At 61.6% G+C, this 18,913-nt stretch carries 18 protein-coding genes; 5 read left to right on the top strand and 13 right to left on the bottom strand.

Going from position 1 to position 18,913, the window contains the following annotated elements:
* Positions 1-46 precede the first annotated feature (46 nt).
* On the bottom strand, positions 47-1,999 hold the full coding sequence (locus VGH41_RS09135) for an amylo-alpha-1,6-glucosidase (RefSeq protein WP_331597061.1): 1,953 nt from the start codon (positions 1,997-1,999) through the stop codon (positions 47-49).
* Between the two features lie 217 nt (positions 2,000-2,216).
* On the opposite strand from VGH41_RS09135, the gene VGH41_RS09140 reads away from it, so the two are divergent.
* Both VGH41_RS09140 and VGH41_RS09145 read left to right on the top strand, forming a co-directional pair.
* Positions 2,217-2,561, top strand: a complete 345-nt coding sequence (locus VGH41_RS09140; protein ID WP_331597062.1) for a hypothetical protein — start codon at positions 2,217-2,219, stop codon at positions 2,559-2,561.
* A 60-nt stretch (positions 2,562-2,621) separates the two neighbouring features.
* Entirely contained in the window at positions 2,622-4,754 is a 2,133-nt protein-coding gene (locus VGH41_RS09145; protein ID WP_331597063.1) for a phosphocholine-specific phospholipase C, read from the top strand.
* 80 nt (positions 4,755-4,834) lie between these two features.
* Here the strand turns inward: VGH41_RS09145 and VGH41_RS09150 are convergent, their stop codons facing one another.
* Together VGH41_RS09150 and VGH41_RS09155 are read right to left on the bottom strand one after the other, a co-directional pair.
* Positions 4,835-5,308, bottom strand: a complete 474-nt coding sequence (locus tag VGH41_RS09150) for an NUDIX hydrolase (RefSeq protein ID WP_331597064.1) — start codon at positions 5,306-5,308, stop codon at positions 4,835-4,837.
* A 78-nt stretch (positions 5,309-5,386) separates the two neighbouring features.
* Positions 5,387-6,502: a succinylglutamate desuccinylase/aspartoacylase family protein gene (locus VGH41_RS09155; protein WP_331597065.1), complete on the bottom strand. Its 1,116-nt coding sequence runs from the start codon at positions 6,500-6,502 to the stop codon at positions 5,387-5,389.
* A gap of 277 nt (positions 6,503-6,779) precedes the next feature.
* Between VGH41_RS09155 and VGH41_RS09160 the strand changes: the two genes are divergently transcribed.
* A complete protein-coding gene (locus VGH41_RS09160) occupies positions 6,780-7,964 on the top strand; it encodes a glycosyltransferase family 4 protein (protein ID WP_331597066.1) in 1,185 nt (394 codons plus the stop codon).
* Between the two features lie 34 nt (positions 7,965-7,998).
* On the opposite strand, the gene VGH41_RS09165 is transcribed toward VGH41_RS09160, so the two are convergent.
* From VGH41_RS09165 to VGH41_RS09185, 5 genes are all read right to left on the bottom strand, one after another.
* A complete protein-coding gene (locus VGH41_RS09165) occupies positions 7,999-8,952 on the bottom strand; it encodes a GNAT family N-acetyltransferase (RefSeq protein WP_331597067.1) in 954 nt (317 codons plus the stop codon).
* Positions 8,953-9,468: 516 nt separating this feature from the next.
* Positions 9,469-9,603: a hypothetical protein gene (locus VGH41_RS09170; protein ID WP_331597068.1), complete on the bottom strand. Its 135-nt coding sequence runs from the start codon at positions 9,601-9,603 to the stop codon at positions 9,469-9,471.
* Between the two features lie 136 nt (positions 9,604-9,739).
* Positions 9,740-10,156: a MarR family winged helix-turn-helix transcriptional regulator gene (locus tag VGH41_RS09175; RefSeq protein WP_331597105.1), complete on the bottom strand. Its 417-nt coding sequence runs from the start codon at positions 10,154-10,156 to the stop codon at positions 9,740-9,742.
* Positions 10,157-10,244: 88 nt separating this feature from the next.
* A complete protein-coding gene (locus VGH41_RS09180; protein ID WP_331597069.1) occupies positions 10,245-10,511 on the bottom strand; it encodes an ArsR family transcriptional regulator in 267 nt (88 codons plus the stop codon).
* 10 nt (positions 10,512-10,521) lie between these two features.
* Positions 10,522-11,931 (bottom strand): PLP-dependent aminotransferase family protein, encoded by a 1,410-nt coding sequence (locus VGH41_RS09185; protein WP_331597070.1) that lies wholly within the window; start codon positions 11,929-11,931, stop codon positions 10,522-10,524.
* Between the two features lie 169 nt (positions 11,932-12,100).
* Here VGH41_RS09185 and VGH41_RS09190 point away from each other — a divergent pair, with 169 nt between their 5' ends.
* A complete protein-coding gene (locus tag VGH41_RS09190; protein ID WP_331597072.1) occupies positions 12,101-14,431 on the top strand; it encodes an FdhF/YdeP family oxidoreductase in 2,331 nt (776 codons plus the stop codon).
* Between the two features lie 15 nt (positions 14,432-14,446).
* On the opposite strand, the gene VGH41_RS09195 is transcribed toward VGH41_RS09190, so the two are convergent.
* The 5 genes from VGH41_RS09195 to VGH41_RS09215 all read right to left on the bottom strand — a co-directional run bounded on the left by VGH41_RS09195 (position 14,447) and on the right by VGH41_RS09215 (position 18,124).
* Positions 14,447-14,581 (bottom strand): hypothetical protein, encoded by a 135-nt coding sequence (locus tag VGH41_RS09195; RefSeq protein WP_331597073.1) that lies wholly within the window; start codon positions 14,579-14,581, stop codon positions 14,447-14,449.
* A 186-nt stretch (positions 14,582-14,767) separates the two neighbouring features.
* On the bottom strand, positions 14,768-15,643 hold the full coding sequence (locus VGH41_RS09200) for an ABC transporter substrate-binding protein (protein ID WP_331597074.1): 876 nt from the start codon (positions 15,641-15,643) through the stop codon (positions 14,768-14,770).
* Positions 15,644-15,680: 37 nt separating this feature from the next.
* Positions 15,681-16,469, bottom strand: a complete 789-nt coding sequence (locus tag VGH41_RS09205; protein ID WP_331597075.1) for an amino acid ABC transporter ATP-binding protein — start codon at positions 16,467-16,469, stop codon at positions 15,681-15,683.
* Positions 16,466-17,188: an amino acid ABC transporter permease gene (locus VGH41_RS09210; RefSeq protein ID WP_331597076.1), complete on the bottom strand. Its 723-nt coding sequence runs from the start codon at positions 17,186-17,188 to the stop codon at positions 16,466-16,468. Before VGH41_RS09210 ends, VGH41_RS09205 begins: the two co-directional genes overlap by 4 nt.
* Positions 17,189-17,305: 117 nt before the next feature.
* Positions 17,306-18,124, bottom strand: coding sequence for an IclR family transcriptional regulator (locus VGH41_RS09215; RefSeq protein ID WP_331597078.1), 819 nt, complete (start codon positions 18,122-18,124; stop codon positions 17,306-17,308).
* Between the two features lie 141 nt (positions 18,125-18,265).
* Here VGH41_RS09215 and VGH41_RS09220 point away from each other — a divergent pair, with 141 nt between their 5' ends.
* Positions 18,266-18,646, top strand: a complete 381-nt coding sequence (locus tag VGH41_RS09220; RefSeq protein ID WP_331597079.1) for a hypothetical protein — start codon at positions 18,266-18,268, stop codon at positions 18,644-18,646.
* The last annotated feature ends 267 nt before the right edge of the window (positions 18,647-18,913 follow it).

Here is an 18,913-nt window from a genome sequence, read left to right on the forward strand (position 1 = left end):
CCAAACGGCGCAACGCGGATTGCAAGAATTTGCAAATGCCGGACTCCTACCCGTTCTGCAGCATCCGTTGCACCCGCAACAATTCCCCCAGCGACCACGCCTGAAACGGCGTGCCGCCAGGTGTGTGTGGTGCATCGCCGTCCGCAACTTCGCACACGTGATCCAGACCGTCGTGATCCAGATGCGCGATCAGCGGCGCGAGAAATCGCGAGCGTGCTTGCCCACGGGCCCCGGCATCCGGTTGATGCACGCGCAGCCATGCCTCCACGAAGGGCCCCATGAGCCAGGGCCACACCGTCCCCTGGTGATACGCGCTGTCACGCTCCAGCGGCGCACCTGCATAACACCCGCGATAGGCGGGATCGGATGGCGCGAGGGTGCGCAGACCCAGCGGCGTCAACAGATGCGTTTCCACCTGATCCACCACGGCGCGTGCCGCGCTGCCTTCGAGCAGCGGAAACGGCAAGCCGCCCACCGCGAAGATCTGATTCGGGCGCATCGCTCGATCTACCGTGCCCGGCACATGATCCACGTCGACATTGTCGTATAGCGCACCGCTCTCGGGGTTCGTGAAGCGCGCGTCAAACGCCTGCGACGCACGCTGCGCCGGTTCCTGCCATTGGGCATTCCAGCTTGCCGCGATGCGCAGCGCATTGATCCACAGCGCCTCGACTTCGACCGGCTTGCCGATGCGCGGCGTCACCACCCAGTCGCCCACCTTCGCATCCATCCATGTCAGTTGCACGCCGGGCACGCCGGCGCGCAACAGGCCGTCGCCGTCGGCGCAGATGCCGAAACGCGTGCCGCGCGTATAACCGGCGAGGATCGCTTCCACTGCCTGCTGCAAGCGGCCACGTGTGTCAGCGGATGCGTGATCGGCCACGAAATAATCATGCACCGCAACCACGAACCACAAAGACGCGTCGACGGCGTTGTATTCGGGCGTGCTGCCGTAGTCGGGAAAGCGGTTCGGCAGCATGCCTTCGGAGAGCGTGCCCGCCCATTCCAGCAGGATCGCCTCCGCCGCATCGAAACGCCCCGATGCCAGCAGCAGACCGCGCATGGCAATGAACGTATCGCGGCCCCAATCGGTGAACCACGGAAAGCCAGCGACAAGGGTGCGGCCTTCTTCGCGCGCGACCAGATACGCATCGGCGGAACGGTGCAGGCGTGAGGCGAACGCGGCGCGCCGCGCGTATTCGCTGTCGGCCAGATCCTTGACGCGTTGCATTGCAGGCATGGCGTCCGGCTGCTGCGGACCCGCCTGCAGGATCATCAGCGCCTCGGCATCGCTCAGGTTGAACGTAAATACGCCAGGCGTGGCAAGGTCTTCGCTGAAATCCAGCCCGCGTTCGCGCTCGCGCACGTAGCAGAAGTTTCGAAACCAGTCTGGCGCCCGCGTATAGACGCCATTGGTCGACGCGTGGATCACGGGCCGATCGCCATAGGGCTGCCAGCTCACGCGCGCGAGGTCTTCGCTGATGTCCGCATTGAAGTTGAAGGCGGCGTTCTCATGGTGCAGTGCATGATAGTCGCGCCCCGATAGCAGCGGCCGCACATGCAGCGTGGCATCGCCCCATGCTGCGCCGGTTTCGCTGCCGCCCTGCAGACGCCAGCGCAACACCGTCTCGCAGGTCGCCTTCGCGACGAATAGCTCGGCAATCAATAACGTGTCGCCATCGAGCTGAAACCGCCAGGTCGGCCATGGGGCCGTATCGAAGCCAAGCAGGTGCCCCGCAATGTCCGGATACACGACGTCGGGCACGTAGCGCTGCATGCTCAACGCATAACGCTTGCCATGCGCTTCGAGCCACGCCTCGATACCGTTGACGAGCACCACCCGGCCCCCCGGCGCGTGGGTCGCGGCCAGCAGCAACGCGTGATAGCGGCGGGTGCGCGACGTGCCCGCCGTGCCGGACGCGAAGCCGCCGAAGCCGTCGGCTTCGAGCCATTCGTCGTCGAGACGGGCGGGATCGAAAGGTCGATCGATGCGTGTCATGTCGTAACCAGCAGTTCTACCCGGTTCGATCTTATCGGTTTGCTGGGCACCTCGCGCGAAACGGCGCCGTTTTACTACCTTTTTGTTTCCGACAGCTTTCGAAAAGCACACAACGTCTAGAGAAATTTCGCGGCGCGCAAACGTTACACCATATTTCACAAATTTTTCTTCAACTGTCTGGAGACTCCATCCCGCTACCCAGAACACTGAGGCAGATATGCACAAACATCCCGTCACGGTCCCGGCCGTACTCGTTGTATTTGCAACCATCACGCTGAGTGCCTGCGGTCCCGACGACCGCGCTTCGGCCAACGTCGATCAAAGCAGCGCCGCATCAGGCGCACCCACGCCTTCTGCGCAAGAGACCACGCAAACCGTCACGCCGTCCGTCGCGTTCGGCGCTTCGGCAGCATTGAGCACCATGCAGTCGGGCGCCCCCGACGCAAGCTCGGACAGCGCCGTACAAAGCGTGCAGGCGAGCCTTGCCGCCGACAGCCGGCAGGTCGCGCCCGTCATGCATGACGCGCCGGGTGACGGCGGCAACACCAACTCCACCAATTGAGACCGGCTTAACCCGGCGCCTCGCGCGCTCATTCTTCCCCCCCGCAGAAGGTGATAACAAATGACCTCAAATAGCCGTCGCCGTTTCCTGCAGACCGTTGCATCCTCCGCAGGCGCAGCTGCCGCGCTCGCGGCATTCCCCGAGTCGATCCGCAATGCGCTTGCCGTACCTGCCAATTCGCGCACCGGGACGATTCAGGACGTCGAACATATTGTCGTCTTCATGCAGGAGAACCGCTCGTTCGATCACTACTTCGGCCATATGCGCGGTGTGCGCGGCTACAACGACCGCTTCCCGATTCCGCTACCCGGCGGCAAGCCGGTCTGGTATCAGCCGTCGAAGGAAAACGCCGCGCAACCGGTGTTGCCGTTCCATCTGAATACGCAGACAACCAGTGCGCAATGTATCGGCGACCTCGACCACTCGTGGTATCCGACGCACTACGCCATCAACAACGGTGTGTACAACCAGTGGCCGCAGTACAAGACGGACATGACCATGGGCTACTACCTGCGTAGCGACATTCCGTTCCACTACGCGCTGGCCGATGCGTTCACCGTCTGCGACGCCTACTTCTGCGCGATGCCGGGACCGACGCACCCGAATCGCGCGTATCTGATGACCGGCATGGTGGACCCGACCGGCACGATGGGCGGCCCCCTGCTCGACAACAACGACTTCGTGGATGGCGATGGCCCGCCGACCTATCAGCTGCTGTCGTGGACCACGTATCCGGAGCGCCTGCAGGCCGCCGGCATCACGTGGCAGGTGTATCAGCAAGGTCTCACCGGCAGCGATCCGCTGAACGGCAACTACGGCACCAACATCCTGCAGAACTTCGTCAACTACATCGACGCGCAGCCCGGCTCCGCGCTGTACGAGCGCGCGCAGACGGTGCGTACGATCGTCGACCTGAAGAACGACGTGATGGCCGGCAACTTGCCGCAAGTATCGTGGCTGTGCCCGCCGGCCGCCTATTCGGAACATCCGAGCTATACGCCGGCTTACGGCGCGGAATACACGTCGCAGATTCTCGACGCCCTCACGTCGAATCCGGAGGTGTGGAGCAAGACGGTGCTGTTCATCATGTACGACGAGAACGACGGCTTCTTCGATCACCTCGTGCCGCCGCAACCGGCGACGACCGCGGCTCAAGGGCAATCGACCGTCAGCGTGGCAGGCGAAATTCACAACGTCGTCAATCCGCTGCGCGGCGGCAGCTATACCGCCGACGGCCTGCCCTACGGGCTTGGGCCGCGCGTGCCGATGACGATCGTCTCGCCGTGGACCAAAGGCGGTTTTGTCTGCTCGCAGGTGTTCGATCACACGTCGGTGATCCGCTTCATCGAAGCGCGCTTTGGCGTGAATGAGCCGAACATCACACCATGGCGCCGCGCGGTCTGCGGCGACCTGACGACGGCATTCGACTTCCGCACGCCGGACGCCGGCATGCCGCCGCTGCCGGACACCAGCAACTATATGAGCATGGCCGACAACCAATGCGCGACGCAGCCGAAGCCGACCGTACCGGCGACACCCGGCATGATCGATCCGCAGGAACCGGGCATTCGTTTTGCCCGCGCGTTGCCCTACGAGCTGCATGTGAACGGTCATGTCGACACGCGGGGAAACACCTTCACGATCGAAATCGGCAATACCGGCGAGCAAGGCGCGCATTTCTACGTGTACGCCACCAACCGCACCGATGGTCCGTGGCGCTACACGGTCGAAGCGCGCAAGTCGTTGACGGAGACCTTCGATCTGACCACGACGAACGGCGTGTACGCGTTCGAAGTGTTCGGCCCGAATGGTTTCGTGCGCAAGTTCGCCGGCAACGCGAGCCCGACGAACACGCAATCGCACAACAGCAAGCCGGCGCTTCCCGAAATCCACACGCAATACGATGTGGCCAACGGCAACGTGTTCCTCAAATTCAGCAACAAGGGCGGCGGGATCGCGCGCCTGACCGTGACCGACAACGCGTACGGCGCGCGTCCGCGCCAGGTGCTGGTGCCGGCCGGTGCGCAGATCGAGGAAGCGTGGGTGCTGGCTTCGAGCCATCACTGGTATGACCTGACCGTCAGCAGCAATGAAGACGCCAGCTTTACGCGGCGTCTGGCCGGCCACGTTGAAAATGGCCGTCCGAGTATCAGCGATCCGGCTGCGGTAGCGCCGACCCTGACTGCAATCTGAGGTCTGCTTCGGGGGGTTGCCGGGTGTCGCTCAGCGCTGCGTTTATGCGTAGCGCTGAGCGACGCTGTTGCGCCGTAACGTTATGCGTCGTGATTCACTACGTGCGCGAACTGGAGCGGGTCTTGTGCAAGCGCCTTAGCCAGAAACGCGGGGCGAATGTCGTATTGCGCCAGTTCGCTGCGTGAAAACCAGCGGAACGTCAAACGCGGTGTCTTCTCCACGCCTGGGAAATCGCCGGTTTCATTGAGCACGGCGGAGCCTTTCGCCGCGCTCACCACAAAATAAAACCCCACTTCGTGCTGCTGCTTTCCGGCGTAGTGGAAGAAGTTCTCCACCATCCAGACGAGACGCTCGATCGCTACGGTCACGCCGAGTTCTTCGAGCATTTCCCGCATGACGGTGACGGCGGCTTCTTCGCCCGGCTCCACGCGGCCGCCTGGCAATGACCAGAATGTGTCGTCATTGGCACGGTGCAGCAGCACCTTGTCGCGTTGCAGGAGTACGGCCGCAGCGCGCAACTGGAAACGGAATGGGCCGGAGTCGAAAGAGATCATGATCGTTGGCGCGGTAGCGCGGCGAGTTGGATCGCAATCCTACGCGATCCATGTTTCAGACAACTTTTGTCGGATGATTCACGCCCCCAGCAACACGCCCGTGCGGACCGGCTTCGTCCCCGTCACGCGGCCAAGCGGCGCGCCTGCGGTCACGAAGCGGATTGCGCGGCGCATATAGAAGACACCTTCGGTATTGCTGGTGATCGTGGTGGTTTCGTCGGTGAGCGGATCGACGATGTCGAACAGCGGATCGCCCGCACGGATCAGCTCGCCAATGTCTGCGCGGTGTACGAGGATACCGCTCACGGGCGCATGGAACTGCTCGCTGCCGGCAAGCGGCGTGGCGGGTGCGGGCAATTCGGGCAGCGGCTTCGGCTCGCCGCGAATCGCCTTGCGCCACGTCAGATAGTCGACGATCGCATCCGCGTCCTGCTGCGCGACTTCATACGATACGTCGCGCTGCCCGCGGCATTCCACTGTCACCGCAATGGTACCGTTGTCCACCGGCTTGTCCGCCGGGAGGCTCTGCTGCAGTTGCCACCACAGCAGACTATGCGTCTCGTCGAACGACTCGCCGCCCGAATTGGTGGCGAGCAGTGAGGCACGCGAGCCAAGATAGCGCGCCAGCGGTTCGAAGTCGAACCACGCAGATTCGCTGGTATACAGATGCATGGCCGCTTCGAGCGAGCAATGCAGATCGATCACGACATCCGCGTCGAACGACAGCTTCAGCAACGCCAGTTGCAACGACTCGAACTCGGTCAGCGGCTGTTGCCGTTGCAATTCGTCGCGCAGCAATTGCCTGACAATTTGACGATTGGCGAGCGGGTCCGCACCCAGCGCCTCTTTGGCGCGCTCAACCAGGGCGTCGAACTGCAAGAAATGGCGGTTGAAATTCTTGCCGCTGCCGGCATCGAAACGGCCGAGAAACTGACCCAGTACGTATTGACCCAGCCCGACCGGATTGGCGACCGGCACCAGCACGATTTCGGCCGCGAGCGCGCCTTGCGCTTCCAGTTCGAGCAGCCGGCGCTTCAGCAGCACGCTGGTCAGCATCGCGGGTGTTTCGTCGGCGTGCAAGGACGACTGCACATAGATTTTTTGACCGCTATCCGCAGGGCCAAAATGGAAACTCACCAGTTCGCGATGCGTGCCGATGGCAGGGGATAGAAGCGGATTCGAGTGTTTTTTCATGAGCAAACGGATTGAGTGTGCGGCGAGCAATTAAAAAACTGCAACATGATCCGGCGCCATGCTAAAGCATGCCGGTGCGACAAAGAAGTCCCTGTCGGACTCAATGTATGATTGCGGCTCGCAGCCCCCCGCAAATCCTGTGCGCTCCCACTCTGATCCTGCCGCCAAAGATTCGCCTTTGTCGGCCATCCGGCTGGCCGGCACCGTGCCCGCGTTAGGATGACTCCAGCAGCGTCCCGCCAATCCAAACAATCCAAACCGCTCGGTTAGCCCTTCCATGCGAGTCCTATTCGTCGTCGGTCATCTGGGTGACTACCACGTGCCGCGCTACCAGGCGCTTCTCCGGCTCGCCAACAGCCGGGGACACCAAGTCTATCTCGTCGAAGTGTTCGGCAAGTCCGGTGCGTACGGCTTCCCGCAAGACCGCCGCAGCGCCTTCTTCAGCTCGAGTCCGGCGAACTGCGTCACGCTGATGGAGAGTGCGGGCGAAAACGACGGACATAGCTTCCGGGTGGCCCGCGATCTGCTGAAGATACTCCGCACGTTCTCGCCGGAAGTGGTGGTCACGCTCGGCTATAGCACCAATTACTCGATCATCCTGTGCCTGCTCAAGTTGTTCACGCGCCGCTTCTCGCTGATGTATATGTCGGATTCCAAAGCCGACGACGGCAAACGGTATGCGTTCAAGGAGCGCATGAAGCGCATGTTGGTGTCGAAGTTCGACGCCGCGCTGGTGGCGGGGGAAAAACACCGCGCCTATGCGGAGTCGTTAGGTGTGCCGCTCGAACGATCGCGCATCGGCTTCGATGTCATCGACGTCGACTATTTCTCCAAGCGGGCCCGAGAGGCTTTGTCGAATGCCGCCGAGGTGCGCACGCGCTTCGCTCTGCCGCCGCGCTACGTGCTGTGCGTGAGCCGCTTCGTGGCCCGCAAGAACATCGACCTGCTGCTGACGGCATTTTTCAGGTCCGGGCTGCAGGCTGAAGGCGTCTCGCTGGTACTGATCGGGCAGGGTCCGTGCAAGGATCAACTGCTGGAGCAGATCGACCGGCTCGGGCTGACGAAGCACGTCGTCATTCTGGGTTCCGTGCCGAACCAGCATATGCCCGGCCTCTATGCGCTTGCCGAGTTCACCGTGCTCGCCAGCCAGTTCGATCAATGGGGCTTGTGCGTCAACGAGTCGTTCGCGGCGGGCAAGCCCGCCATTGTCACGCGTACTTGCGGGGTCGCCGACGAACTGGTGGAGGACGGCTTCAACGGCTTCGTCATCGAGCCGGACGACGAGGACGCGCTCACCGCGCGGCTCATGCGGCTGGGGACGAATGCCGCGCTACGCGAGCGCTTCTCGGCCAACGCCCTTGCGTCGATCAAGCGCTGGACGCCGGTTCTGTTTGCGTCCAACACGGTCGAGCTGGCCGAATCGATGATCGGCCCCGCCAAGCACACGCAGAAAGCCGCCTAGAGGCACGCTGCAGTAGCGCAGGAAAATCACGCGCTCACAGATTCGGCGCGAATACCGCGCTCGACTTGGGCGTGATGCGGCGCTTGAGAATCCGCGCCACGGAGTACATGGTGCTCAGACGCTCGACGCCCAGCCGTTGCTTCAAGGTGGCGCCGAAACCATCGAGAAAATTGAAGGTGGCCGGACTGGAGAAACCGTCGAAATCAAACGTCAGGTTGCGTTCCAGCGCGTGCTGAATCGCGGTCCACAGCAGCAAGCTGATCGAGCCGCCGTGCGCGCCGAGCGTGCGCGATGACAGCAGGTAGTACATCACGTGCTGGTCCCACACCACACCGATTGCGGCGACCAGCCGTCCGTCGGGCCCGTAAGCGCCCAGCAGATGTCCCGCCTGGCGCTCCACGAATGCGTTCACGAGCTGCCGCATCACCGCCGATCCGTACGCGTTGGTGCGTGCGCGTTCGAGCAGGTTGGCTTCGTAGAATTGCAGGAATTCGCTTGGCGTGGCAATGGGCGCGACCGTCAGGCGTTTCTCCGCGCCGCGGATCACATTGCGGGTCTTGCAGTGAAGACGTGCCCACGCCTCGGCGGCCGTGCAATCCGGTGTGATCTGGAACGTGTAGCGCGCGGACACCGTAAAGCCTTTCAGCGCGAATGCGAGCGCATCGTCGACGCGCGCATCGAACACCTGAAAGAAGCTATCGAAGTGAGGTAACTGCTCGATCAGCTGCGACGTGACGTTCAGCCGGTGATGCTGCTCATGGACGGTGTCGAGTCCCAACGGTCTGATGACCGGCCCAAGCGTGCGCGTGAGCGGCGGCAAATGTGAAATCCGCCACATGCCCATGCGGGTGGTGTTGTAAGGCATCTGGCCGAGCACCTCTTTGCCGCGTACGACTTTAGCGAGGCTCCAGTTGCCTTCCGTTGCGATGTCCAGCCACCAGGGTTCGTGAAAGATTGAATAAGCGCCGGCTTCGTCGAGTGACCGCACGCGCAAAGCAGCAGGCCGCGCGGCCCTGGTGCCGTGCATCAAGTGTTGGCGAGGCAACGTATGGTCTCTTACGGTTGTCATCGGCGACTCACATTATTCCCGACCCGACCGTGCAGTCATGGTTCGGGCATATCGTATGCGGAGCCAGGCGCTTATAGCGCTTGTTTTCCCTTCAGGCCTTTCCAGTCCCTCGACCACTGTTTCTGATTATGCGGCCTTCTATCGTCGGGACAAACCAGGGTATCCGCAAGTGTGCGTTGCCGTGCAAAGCCGCTGTCCAGTCGTCTGGACGGCCACGCGCCTCTCCCTGGTCCTGCTCACGCGCATTATTTTGACGATTGATTAGGCCGAGTCTATGCGTAATCCGGTAGCACTTTCACGCCAAAATCGAGCGAAAGCGCGTAAGTAGACTGCAATCGGATTGCAAGCTGAATTTGGTACCGCCAGTGCGTTTGCGCACAAGGTAAATGTGCCCGGATCACTTCGGCATGCCGACTTTGGCAAGCGCGCGCGGCCTCAAGGACGCAGCAGATCGAAACCGCCGAGCACGACCACACCGCTTAAGGCGATCATTGCCACGGAGTGCTGGCCAAAGTAGAGAATGGCGGCGGCCGACCAGGTCGCGATGGAGAATGCTGCGATATGTTTCATGATGAAAACAGCCTGTTGCTGCGTCTATAAAGCCGCGGATCGGTCTCCGCGAATACACCGGTGTAATCACACCCTAGCTGGCATGCGACCCTCAATTTGATTAGCTATGCAACTATACGTCAGCCAAAAAACTGCCTTAGGGAAGTGCCGAGCGTACCCCACGAATTTTTGAAACCGCTTCCGAAAATTCCGCGCCGCCCAGCGCCCTTTTGAGCCGCGCGGTAACGGCCCCGCTCGCACCGTTCAACTCGGTTTTGATGACGAGCGCCTTGACTGTCGGAAAGACCGAGACTTCGCGGCCGTCGTCTTCCGTGCGGCGCCGTTCGATATAGCCCTTTGCTTCCAGGCCATCCAGCGCGCGCGTGACGGTTGGTCTGGCAATGAACAGCTCGTCCGAGAGTTCGCGTTGCAACATGCCCGGACGCTCGATCACCGCGCGCAACATGAAACCTTGCGGCGGCGTGACGTCGAAAGGCTCGAACGCTTCCGCCCACTCGCGTTCAAGACGGCGAGCCAGTGCAGACGTGTTGAAGTAGAGACATTGATCGAACATGGCCAGAGTATAAGTCTGGATAGTTAGCAATGCAACTACTTTCGGGATACGTACATGGTTGCAAACACAACCGTGGCGACGACGACGCCTACTGTTCGAGATCGCGAAACAGCTCGCCGCACAAACTGCGGCCCGCATCGGTCAGCTTCGCCGTGCCGGTGCCTTCTTCGGTCAGCGTCGTCGCGACGATGTCGCCGTCACCGAGCAGTGTCAGTTGCCTGCGCAATGCGCTCATGGGCAGGCCGCACCGCTTCGAGAGCTTGGCCAGCGACCAGTCGCGCCCCGGCGTCTCCTTTTCCGCCTGCCAGAGCTGCATCAGCACCGCTACGAGTGCCGGGTCGATTTCATCGCTCATTTGTCTCTCCTCAAGTCATCTCTGCAACGAGTTCGCCCAGTGTCTTGAGCGCTGCCTCAGTCTGCGCCGTCCACGGATAGCTGTAATTCAGCCGGATAAAGTGGCGGAAATCGTTGCGCGTCGAAAACATATATCCGGGCCCCACCGTGATGCCGCGTGCCAGCGCCGCGCGATAGAGCCGCATCGAATCCACGTCTGGCGGCATTTCCACCCACAGCACATAGCCGCCCTGCGGCGCTGAGACGCGCGTGCCGGCCGGGAAGAAGCGCTGCACCATGGCGCTCATCAGGCGCGCCTGGTGGCGATAGAACTTGCGCACGTGCCGCAAATGCCGGTCGTAGCCATCCTGCCGCAGATAGTCCGCCACCGCCACCTGCGGCACCGAAGGCGTCGTCAGTGTGTTGAGAAACTTCAGTTTTTCCACCTGCGCGCGATAACGACCCGGCATCGCCCAGCCGATCCGGTACGACGCAGTCAGGCTCTTGGAAAACGACGCGCAGTGCAAGACGAGCCCCTTGGTGTCGTAGTTCTTGAGTGTCGTGGGCCGCGCTTCGCCGAAATAGAGTTCCTGATACACATCGTTTTCGATCACCGGAATATCGTGCAGGGTGAGCAATTCGACGAGCCGCTGCTTTTTCTCGTCGGGCATCTGAAAGCCGAGCGGATTCTGAAAGTTCGGCATCACCATGCACGCGGCGACCTTCTGCTTGCCGAGCAGGTCCGCCAGCACGTCAATGTCGATGCCCTCGGTGGGATGCGTCGCCACCGCGAGCGCGCGCATGCCCATGCGCTCGATGGCGTGCAGCATCGCGTAGAAGGTCGGCGACTCGACCACCACCGTGTCGCCCGGCTTGGCCACCGCCTGCAGGCTCAGATTGATCGCCTCGGTCGCGCCCAACGTGATGACGATTTCCTGCGGATCCACCGGCACGCCGTTTTCGGCGTAGCGCCGCGCAATCTGGCGAATCAGCTCCGGATTGCCCGGCGGCAAATCGTCCATCAGGTTCCAGCTTGAATGCCGCCGCGCAATCGCGTTCGCGTACTGGTTGATCCGGCGCCACGGAAAAAGCGACGGATCCGGGTACGGCGAACCCAACGGAATCGCGTCGTGCGCCCGGATGCTGCGCAGCGTGGAGAGCACGAGCCGGCTCACATCCACTTCGGAAGGCGGCGACGGCGCCGGCGCCGGACTCCGCATGGTTTGCGGCGCGGCCAGTTCGCGCACGAAATAGCCGGACTGCGGCCGGGTTTCGATGATGCCGCGGCCTTCCAGCAACGCGTAAGCGTGCAGCACCGTCTTGATGCTGACGCCATGCTGCTGGCTCGACTGGCGCACCGACGGAATCCGCTCGCCCACGGCGAATACGCCACGGCGGATGGCCTCACCAATCTCATCGGCGAGTTTTTCGTAAAGCTTCAAGGCAGACAACAACCCAAACAGATGGAATACGCGAAGTCTAAGACAAATCGCCGCAACTGTATCCCTTGTCTTTCTCATTTTCTGTGATCCGTGATGTTTTTGGAACACAGTAAGCTTGAGCCAATCCACAAATCCGCCTGTCAATCCGCCTGTTTCCGGCAACAAGGTCATGAAGAAACCCGAAGCTCGTATCGAACCGTATACCCACCCGGCAGCAGGCTGGGGCGCGCTGAAGTATGTCGCGATCAACCTCATCAAGGAAAAGGTCGCAGGCGGGAACTACAAGACCCTGTTCAAGCAGAATCAGCCTGACGGCTTCGATTGTCCGGGCTGCGCATGGCCGGACCGGGAACACGCCTCGACCTTCGAATTCTGCGAGAACGGCGTGAAGGCCGTGGCCGCCGAGGCGACCAGCAAGCGCGTGACGCCGCAGTTCTTCGCGGAGCACACGGTCACGGAACTGATGAAGCAGACCGACTACGAGCTCGAACAGCACGGCCGGCTGACCGATCCGATGGTCTACGACGCGCTGCTCGACCGTTACGTGCCGATCGGCTGGGACGAAGCTTTCGACCTGATCGCGCGTCACCTGAAAGGGCTCGACGATCCCGACCGCGCCGCCTTCTACACTTCGGGCCGCGCCAGCAATGAAGCGGCGTTCCTGTTTCAGCTGTTCGTGCGCATGTACGGCACCAACAACTTCCCCGACTGCTCGAACATGTGCCACGAGGCGACCAGCCGCGGCTTGCCGGGCACGGTGGGCGTCGGCAAGGGCACGGTCACGATGGACGACCTGGAACATGCCGACACGTTTCTGATCTTCGGCCAGAATCCGGCCACCAACCATCCGCGGATGCTCGGCGAACTGCGCGAGTGCGCGAAACGCGGTGCGACCATCGTATCCATCAACCCGCTCAAGGAGCGCGGTCTGGAGCGCTTCGCCAGCCCGCAGCATCCGATTGAAATGCTGACCATGGGCAGCACCCAGATCAGCTCCGTGTTCATTCGCCCGAAGGTGGGCGGCGACTTCGCGCTGATCAAGGGCGTCGCCAAGCGCGTGATCGAACTGGACGACGCGGCACTCGCGAGCGGCGCCGAACGCGTGCTGGACGTGAACTTCCTCGCCGAGCACACGGTGGGATTCGACGTCTTCGCCGCCGATCTGCGTGCCGAAGACTGGGACACCATCGTCGCCGAATCGGGCGTGCCGATGGACGACGTGCTCAAGCTCGCCGACATCTACGTCAAGGGCAAGGCGGTCATCTCCACGTGGGGCATGGGCCTCACGCAGCACAAGAATTCGGTGCCGACCATCCAGATCCTGTCGAACCTGATGATGATGCGCGGCATGATCGGCAAGCGCGGCGCGGGCCTGTGCCCGGTGCGCGGCCACTCGAATGTGCAGGGCGACCGCACGGTGGGCATTGAAGAGCGTCCCACCCAGGCTTTCCTCGACCGTCTCGGCGAGGTGTACGACTTCGAGCCGCCGCGCGAGCACGGTCTGGACGTCGTGAACTCGATTCAGGCGATGCTCGACGGCAAGGTGAAGGTGTTTATCGGTCTGGGCGGCAATTTCTCGATTGCGACGCCGGACACGCCGCGCACGTGGGAAGCCATGCGTTCGTGCGATCTGACCGTGCACATCACGACCAAGCTGAACCGCAGCCACCTCGTCCATGGTCGCGACGCGCTGATTCTGCCGACGCTCGGCCGCACCGAGATCGACATCCAGAACGGCGTGGCGCAGGGCGTGAGCGTCGAAGATTCGTTCAGCATGGTGCACATCTCGTACGGCATGAACAAGCCGGCTTCGCCGAATCTGCTGTCGGAAATCGCCATCGTGGCGCGCATGGCGGAAGCGGCGCTCGGTAGCGCCAAGGTCGACTGGCGCGCCCTGACGAACGACTACGCGCTGATCCGCGACGGCATCGAAAAGGTATTCCCCGGCTTCGAAAATTACAACGAACGCCTGAAGCACCCGGGCGGCTTCCATCTGGGCGTCGCCTCGCGCGACCGCGTCTGGAATACGCCCAGCAAGAAGGCGCAATTCATGGTGCACGCTATTTCGGTCGACTCGCCGATTCACCGCGCCCGCGCCCTCCATGGGGAGCGCCTGATGACGCTCATGACGACCCGCTCGCACGACCAGTACAACACCACGATCTACGGTCTCGACGATCGCTATCGCGGCGTGTTCGGTCAGCGACGCGTGCTGTTTGCCAACAAGGCGGACATCGACATGCTCGGCTTCAAAGTCGGCCAGCGCGTGGATATCACAAGCGTGTGGGACGACGGCGTCGAACGCCACGCCGCCGGCTTCCTGCTCGTCGAGTACGACATTCCGCGCGGTTGCCTCGGCGCCTACTACCCGGAGACGAATCCGCTGGTGCCGTTGTCGTCGGTGGCCGACGGCGCCGGCACGCCGACGTCGAAGTCGATTCCGGTGCTGCTCGCGGCCTCGACTGTCGTTTCCGAAGACGAGGTCGCGATCGCGGCCTGATGCCCGGCGCGTGGGCTAGACCAGCAGCTTGAGAAGCAGCGAGCCGATCAGCCCTGCCACGCCGACAATGGCGAGCGTCTGGATGATGGTCAGCGGTTTGCGGGTGCGGGGGTTGGCTGCGGAGGAAGAGGAACTGGAAGACGAAGTCACGTGGCTTTCTGTTTCGATTCAAAGGGGTTTGCAACGATTTGAATCGCGCCAGGCGCTGGCGCCCTGCGCGATTCATGAAGGCATGATTGTACGGCCTCGCGTCGAAACCGATCAGATTGGCGGGATGCGATGATGCAAGGCCGCTCCGCAGAAACGGCACGGGCGGCGCGCCATCAGGCTGCCAGGTCAGTTCTTGACGGGGAAATACCAGAGGTTGCGGTCCGTATAGCCGAACTGCGCGATGATCGAACTCAGCGTGCCGTCCGCGCGAATTTCATCCAGCGCCCGTGACACCGCGTTGTTGAGATCCACGTCGCTCTTGCGCAACGCGTAACGCGCGTAGCCGTATTCGCGTGGCTGCGGCTTGTAGTCCAGCACCCTCTCCACCGGCGCGGTGGGATGCTGTTTCAGAAACTGGCCGATCTTGATGTCGTCTTCCATCGCCACGTCAATGCGCCCGGCAATCAGGTCGGAGTACTCGGCCTCGCTGCTCGTATAGAGTTTCAGCTCCTTCAGGTCGTTGCGCTCACTCAGCAATTGATGGTTGATGCTGCCGCGCAATGTGCCCACCCTACGGCCCGCAAAATTGGCCCAGTCGTGAATCTTCGCGGGGTTGCCGCGCTGCACCGCGATGCCCGAGCCGTACCAGTAGGCCGGGCTGGTGAATGCCACCACACGCAGACGCGGTTCGGTTTCGTGCAGGTTATCCACGATCACATCCGCACGGCCGGCCAGCAGCGTGGGAATCATGGCGTCGAACGGCACGATGTCCCAGTTCACTTTGGCGATGCCCAGGCGTTTCGCCACTTCGCGAAAGATGCGCACGTCGGCGCCGTCGAAACTATTGGTCTTGTTGTCGCGAAAGGTGGAAGGCGGGTCCGCGGCGATCACAAACGTGACGCCGTTTTCGACCGCGCGCTTATACGAGCCGTCGCCGCCGTCGAAACGCATGTTGCCGAGTGCCGCTTCGTCCGCAGCCCACGCGGATGACGCGGTGAAGACGGTTGAGGTGGACAGCAAGCCCGCCGCCAGCGACACGAGCATCAGCGTTGCCATTCTCATGTGAAGCTCCCGATTCGTTGGTCTTGACTGTTTGTTATTAGGGGCTAACGGTCCCGCCCAGTTGCCTGTTTCGCTCCCACAATGAGCGCAGGAAATCCTGCGTGCGCAGTTGCTGAGGCGTCGCAAAGAATGCCGCGGGGCTGCCTTCTTCGACGATCCGGCCATCCGCCATGAACACAATGCGGTCCGATACTTCGCGCGCAAAACCCATCTCGTGGGTGACAACGATCATGGTCATGCCTTCACCGGCCAGCGTGCGCATCACGCGTAACACCTCGCCGACCCGTTCCGGATCGAGCGCCGAGGTGACTTCGTCGAACAGCATCACCTCCGGGCGCATCGCCAGCGCCCGCGCAATCGCCACGCGTTGCTGCTGGCCGCCGCTCATTTCGTGCGGGTAGGCATTCGCCTTCGCCAGCAACCCGACCTTGTCGAGCAACGCGCGCGCCTCGTCGATTGCATCGGATGCCGAAATACCCCGCACGTGGATCGGCGCAATCGTGATGTTGTCGAGCACGCTCAAATGCGCAAACAGATTGAACGATTGAAACACCATGCCGACCTTCGCGCGAATCGCTTCGACTGCCTTATCGTTATCGGCGTGACGCTTGCCGTTCTTGATGTATTCGTAAACGGGGACTTCATCGAAATAGATTGTGCCGCTGTCGATTTTCTCCAGATGATTCATGCACCGGAGCAGGGTCGACTTGCCTGATCCGGACGGCCCGACGATGCTCAGCACTTGCCCTTTCGCGACGTTCAGGGAGACGTCCTGCAGTGCGTGATGGTGCCCAAAGCGCTTGTTGACGTGCTCGAGCCGGATCATGGGGTGGCCGCCGTCGCACGAGGCGTGGTGGCGGGGGCCTTCGCCTTGCCGCCAACCTTCATGCGCCGTTCGAGCCAGCGCACGACGAGCGCGCTCGGATACGAGAACGCCAGATAGATCGCGCCGATGATCGTAAACACCGTGACGTATTCGAAATTCGTCGACGAGATGATTTGCCCGGTAAAGATCAGTTCCTTGACGGTGACGATCGACACGAGCGACGTGTCCTTGAACAGCGAAATGCCATAATTGCCGAGCGGGGGAATGATTACGCGGATTGCTTGCGGCAGAACAATCAGCCGCAACATCTTGCGACGCGACATGCCCAAGGCTTTGGCTGCCTCGATCTGCCCTTGCGGAACAGCCGCGATACCCGCTCGATAGACCTCGGCCAGATAGGCCGAGTAATTGATCGACAGTCCGATGACGCCGGCCCAGAACGGATCGAAGCGAATCCCGAACGAAGGCAGCACGAAATAAATGTAAAACAGCTGCAATAGCGCAGGCGTGCCCCGGATCACTTCAATGTAAATCGACGCCAGCGTGCGCATAATCCGCGAGCGACCGATTTTAGCCAATGCAATGAGCAGTCCAAGCGGCAAACTGATCAACATGATGCATAACGTCAGCGCCAGACTGGTCATGGCGCCCTTCAACAGCGCGGGCATATATTCGCCCACGCCGTGCAAATCGAACAGGCCGATAAATGTCGTCAGCATGCAGTTCCTTCGTATCGGTGCACAACGGTGCTACCAGTGCGACAGCCGACGGTTGTGCAGCGCCCCCCTGCGTCGCGGCCGCGCAAACTGGACGCTGCGGCGGCTCGTGCAACCTGATTAGACCGCCTGGATTTCCTGGTCCACTTCGGCGCCCAGCATCCGGCTCACGCGGTCCGCATGCTTGCGCAGGGTGCGGCCCAGTTCGTGCAGGTCCGCGTCGGTCAAGCCGCTCTTGAGGGTCGTCACGCTGATCGCGGCGACGCCTTCGCCATCGCGATTCGTAATGGCCGCACCAATACACACGACGCCGATGTTGTCCTCTTCGTTGTCGAAGGCATAGCCACGCTCGGCCACCCGCATCAGATCGCTCATCAATTCGGCCGGCGTGACCAGCGTGTGTTCCGTGCGACGCGGCATGCCGGTTTGCGCCAGCAGCTTGACGACCCGCGCCGGCGGCAGCAGCGCCAGCAGCGACTTGCCGAGCGCCGAGCAATGCGGCAACTCGCGCTGCCCGAGCGCGGAAGCGATCCGCAAAATCCCCGGCGCATCGATCCGGCTGATCGCCACCGCGTAGCCGTGGTCGAGAATCGCAAGACGCGAAGTCAGTCCCGTCAGCGCCGTGAGTTCACGCAATACGGGCAGCGCCAGCTGCGATACACCGACCTCCTCCGCCGCCCGATCGCCCAGATAGACGAGCGCAAGTCCTAGCCGGTAGCGCCGCGAGCCGCCCAGCCGCACGTCGGTGACGAAATTGCGCACGAGGAGCGTCTGCAGCAGCGCGAATGCGGTACTTTTCGACACCCCGATCTGCTCCGCCACTCCCGCCACTGTGAGGCCGTCTCCGCCTGCCTTCCCCAAGGCATCCAGAACATCGATTGCGCGATTGACGCTACGCAGCGCGTATCGATCTTCGGCAATTTGAGCTGCATCGGTCATTTTCTGTTTTGTCCGTCAGATTGATGAAGCCATCCCGTAAGGATCCCACATCTCATATTGACAGTCACTAATCCGGAAATTACCATGAATCTCAATACCGAACGGCGTTCGGTATAGCCGAACATATATTCACTTTCGGTAATGGCGTTCCAGACGACCTACGGTGCGCCCCACCATCAAAAATACGACAGGAGGCCGAATTCGAGCCGACGCCGCGTTCCGGGGTTGTTCACGTGGCGTCGCCAGGCTCGTCGGCAAGCGAAGATGGGAATAGTTTCCGAACAGGGCGTTTGTATTACCGGGCAATCGAAAATGTCGGGTGCCCATTCCGCAAAGCTCGTGCATAGCGAAATTTTGCACATCAAACTGGTCATAGGGCTCCTTTCGGAGGCCGAACTCGACCGCTCGGGCCTGCCGCGGGCCTATTGGCGCAAGCGTCTGCTGAGCATCATGCAAAGCCATCAATTGTCGCCGACGCAGTTCGATGAAATCGACCGGATTCTCGGCGCCCTTAAGAATTAAGTAATTTACGAATATCGTTCGCATCAATTATTTCCGCATAATCTGCCAGGCAATTTCATTTTCAGCAGATTTTTCCGACTGCGTGAATTTCGGAAATGGGACGCAGCGGTAATTCGAATTACAAATACACCGGCATCCGCATCTTTTTTATGACGATTTGCCGCCCTCCGGTGAGATCCGTGGCTTTCCCTTCTGGCACGTCGTCGTTTGGTTCGTGCGATCTAAAAACCGTAAAATCGCTCGCATTCCATGACGATTCAGGAGACG

Source organism: Paraburkholderia sp. (assembly GCF_036488795.1).
In the GTDB taxonomy this organism is placed as follows: Bacteria; Pseudomonadota; Gammaproteobacteria; order Burkholderiales; family Burkholderiaceae; genus Paraburkholderia.

Excerpts from the sequence above, each read along its gene's own strand:
- VGH41_RS09135 (WP_331597061.1), bottom strand. The coding sequence starts at position 1,999 with ATGACACGCATCGATCGACCTTTCGATCCCGCCCGTCTCGACGACGAA.
- VGH41_RS09140 (WP_331597062.1), top strand. The coding sequence starts at position 2,217 with ATGCACAAACATCCCGTCACGGTCCCGGCCGTACTCGTTGTATTTGCA.
- VGH41_RS09145 (WP_331597063.1), top strand. The coding sequence starts at position 2,622 with ATGACCTCAAATAGCCGTCGCCGTTTCCTGCAGACCGTTGCATCCTCC.
- VGH41_RS09150 (WP_331597064.1), bottom strand. The coding sequence starts at position 5,308 with ATGATCTCTTTCGACTCCGGCCCATTCCGTTTCCAGTTGCGCGCTGCG.
- VGH41_RS09155 (WP_331597065.1), bottom strand. The coding sequence starts at position 6,502 with ATGAAAAAACACTCGAATCCGCTTCTATCCCCTGCCATCGGCACGCAT.
- VGH41_RS09160 (WP_331597066.1), top strand. The coding sequence starts at position 6,780 with ATGCGAGTCCTATTCGTCGTCGGTCATCTGGGTGACTACCACGTGCCG.
- VGH41_RS09170 (WP_331597068.1), bottom strand. The coding sequence starts at position 9,603 with ATGAAACATATCGCAGCATTCTCCATCGCGACCTGGTCGGCCGCCGCC.
- VGH41_RS09175 (WP_331597105.1), bottom strand. The coding sequence starts at position 10,156 with ATGTTCGATCAATGTCTCTACTTCAACACGTCTGCACTGGCTCGCCGT.
- VGH41_RS09180 (WP_331597069.1), bottom strand. The coding sequence starts at position 10,511 with ATGAGCGATGAAATCGACCCGGCACTCGTAGCGGTGCTGATGCAGCTC.
- VGH41_RS09190 (WP_331597072.1), top strand. The coding sequence starts at position 12,101 with ATGAAGAAACCCGAAGCTCGTATCGAACCGTATACCCACCCGGCAGCA.
- VGH41_RS09200 (WP_331597074.1), bottom strand. The coding sequence starts at position 15,643 with ATGAGAATGGCAACGCTGATGCTCGTGTCGCTGGCGGCGGGCTTGCTG.
- VGH41_RS09205 (WP_331597075.1), bottom strand. The coding sequence starts at position 16,469 with ATGATCCGGCTCGAGCACGTCAACAAGCGCTTTGGGCACCATCACGCA.
- VGH41_RS09210 (WP_331597076.1), bottom strand. The coding sequence starts at position 17,188 with ATGCTGACGACATTTATCGGCCTGTTCGATTTGCACGGCGTGGGCGAA.
- VGH41_RS09215 (WP_331597078.1), bottom strand. The coding sequence starts at position 18,124 with ATGACCGATGCAGCTCAAATTGCCGAAGATCGATACGCGCTGCGTAGC.
- VGH41_RS09220 (WP_331597079.1), top strand. The coding sequence starts at position 18,266 with ATGGCGTTCCAGACGACCTACGGTGCGCCCCACCATCAAAAATACGAC.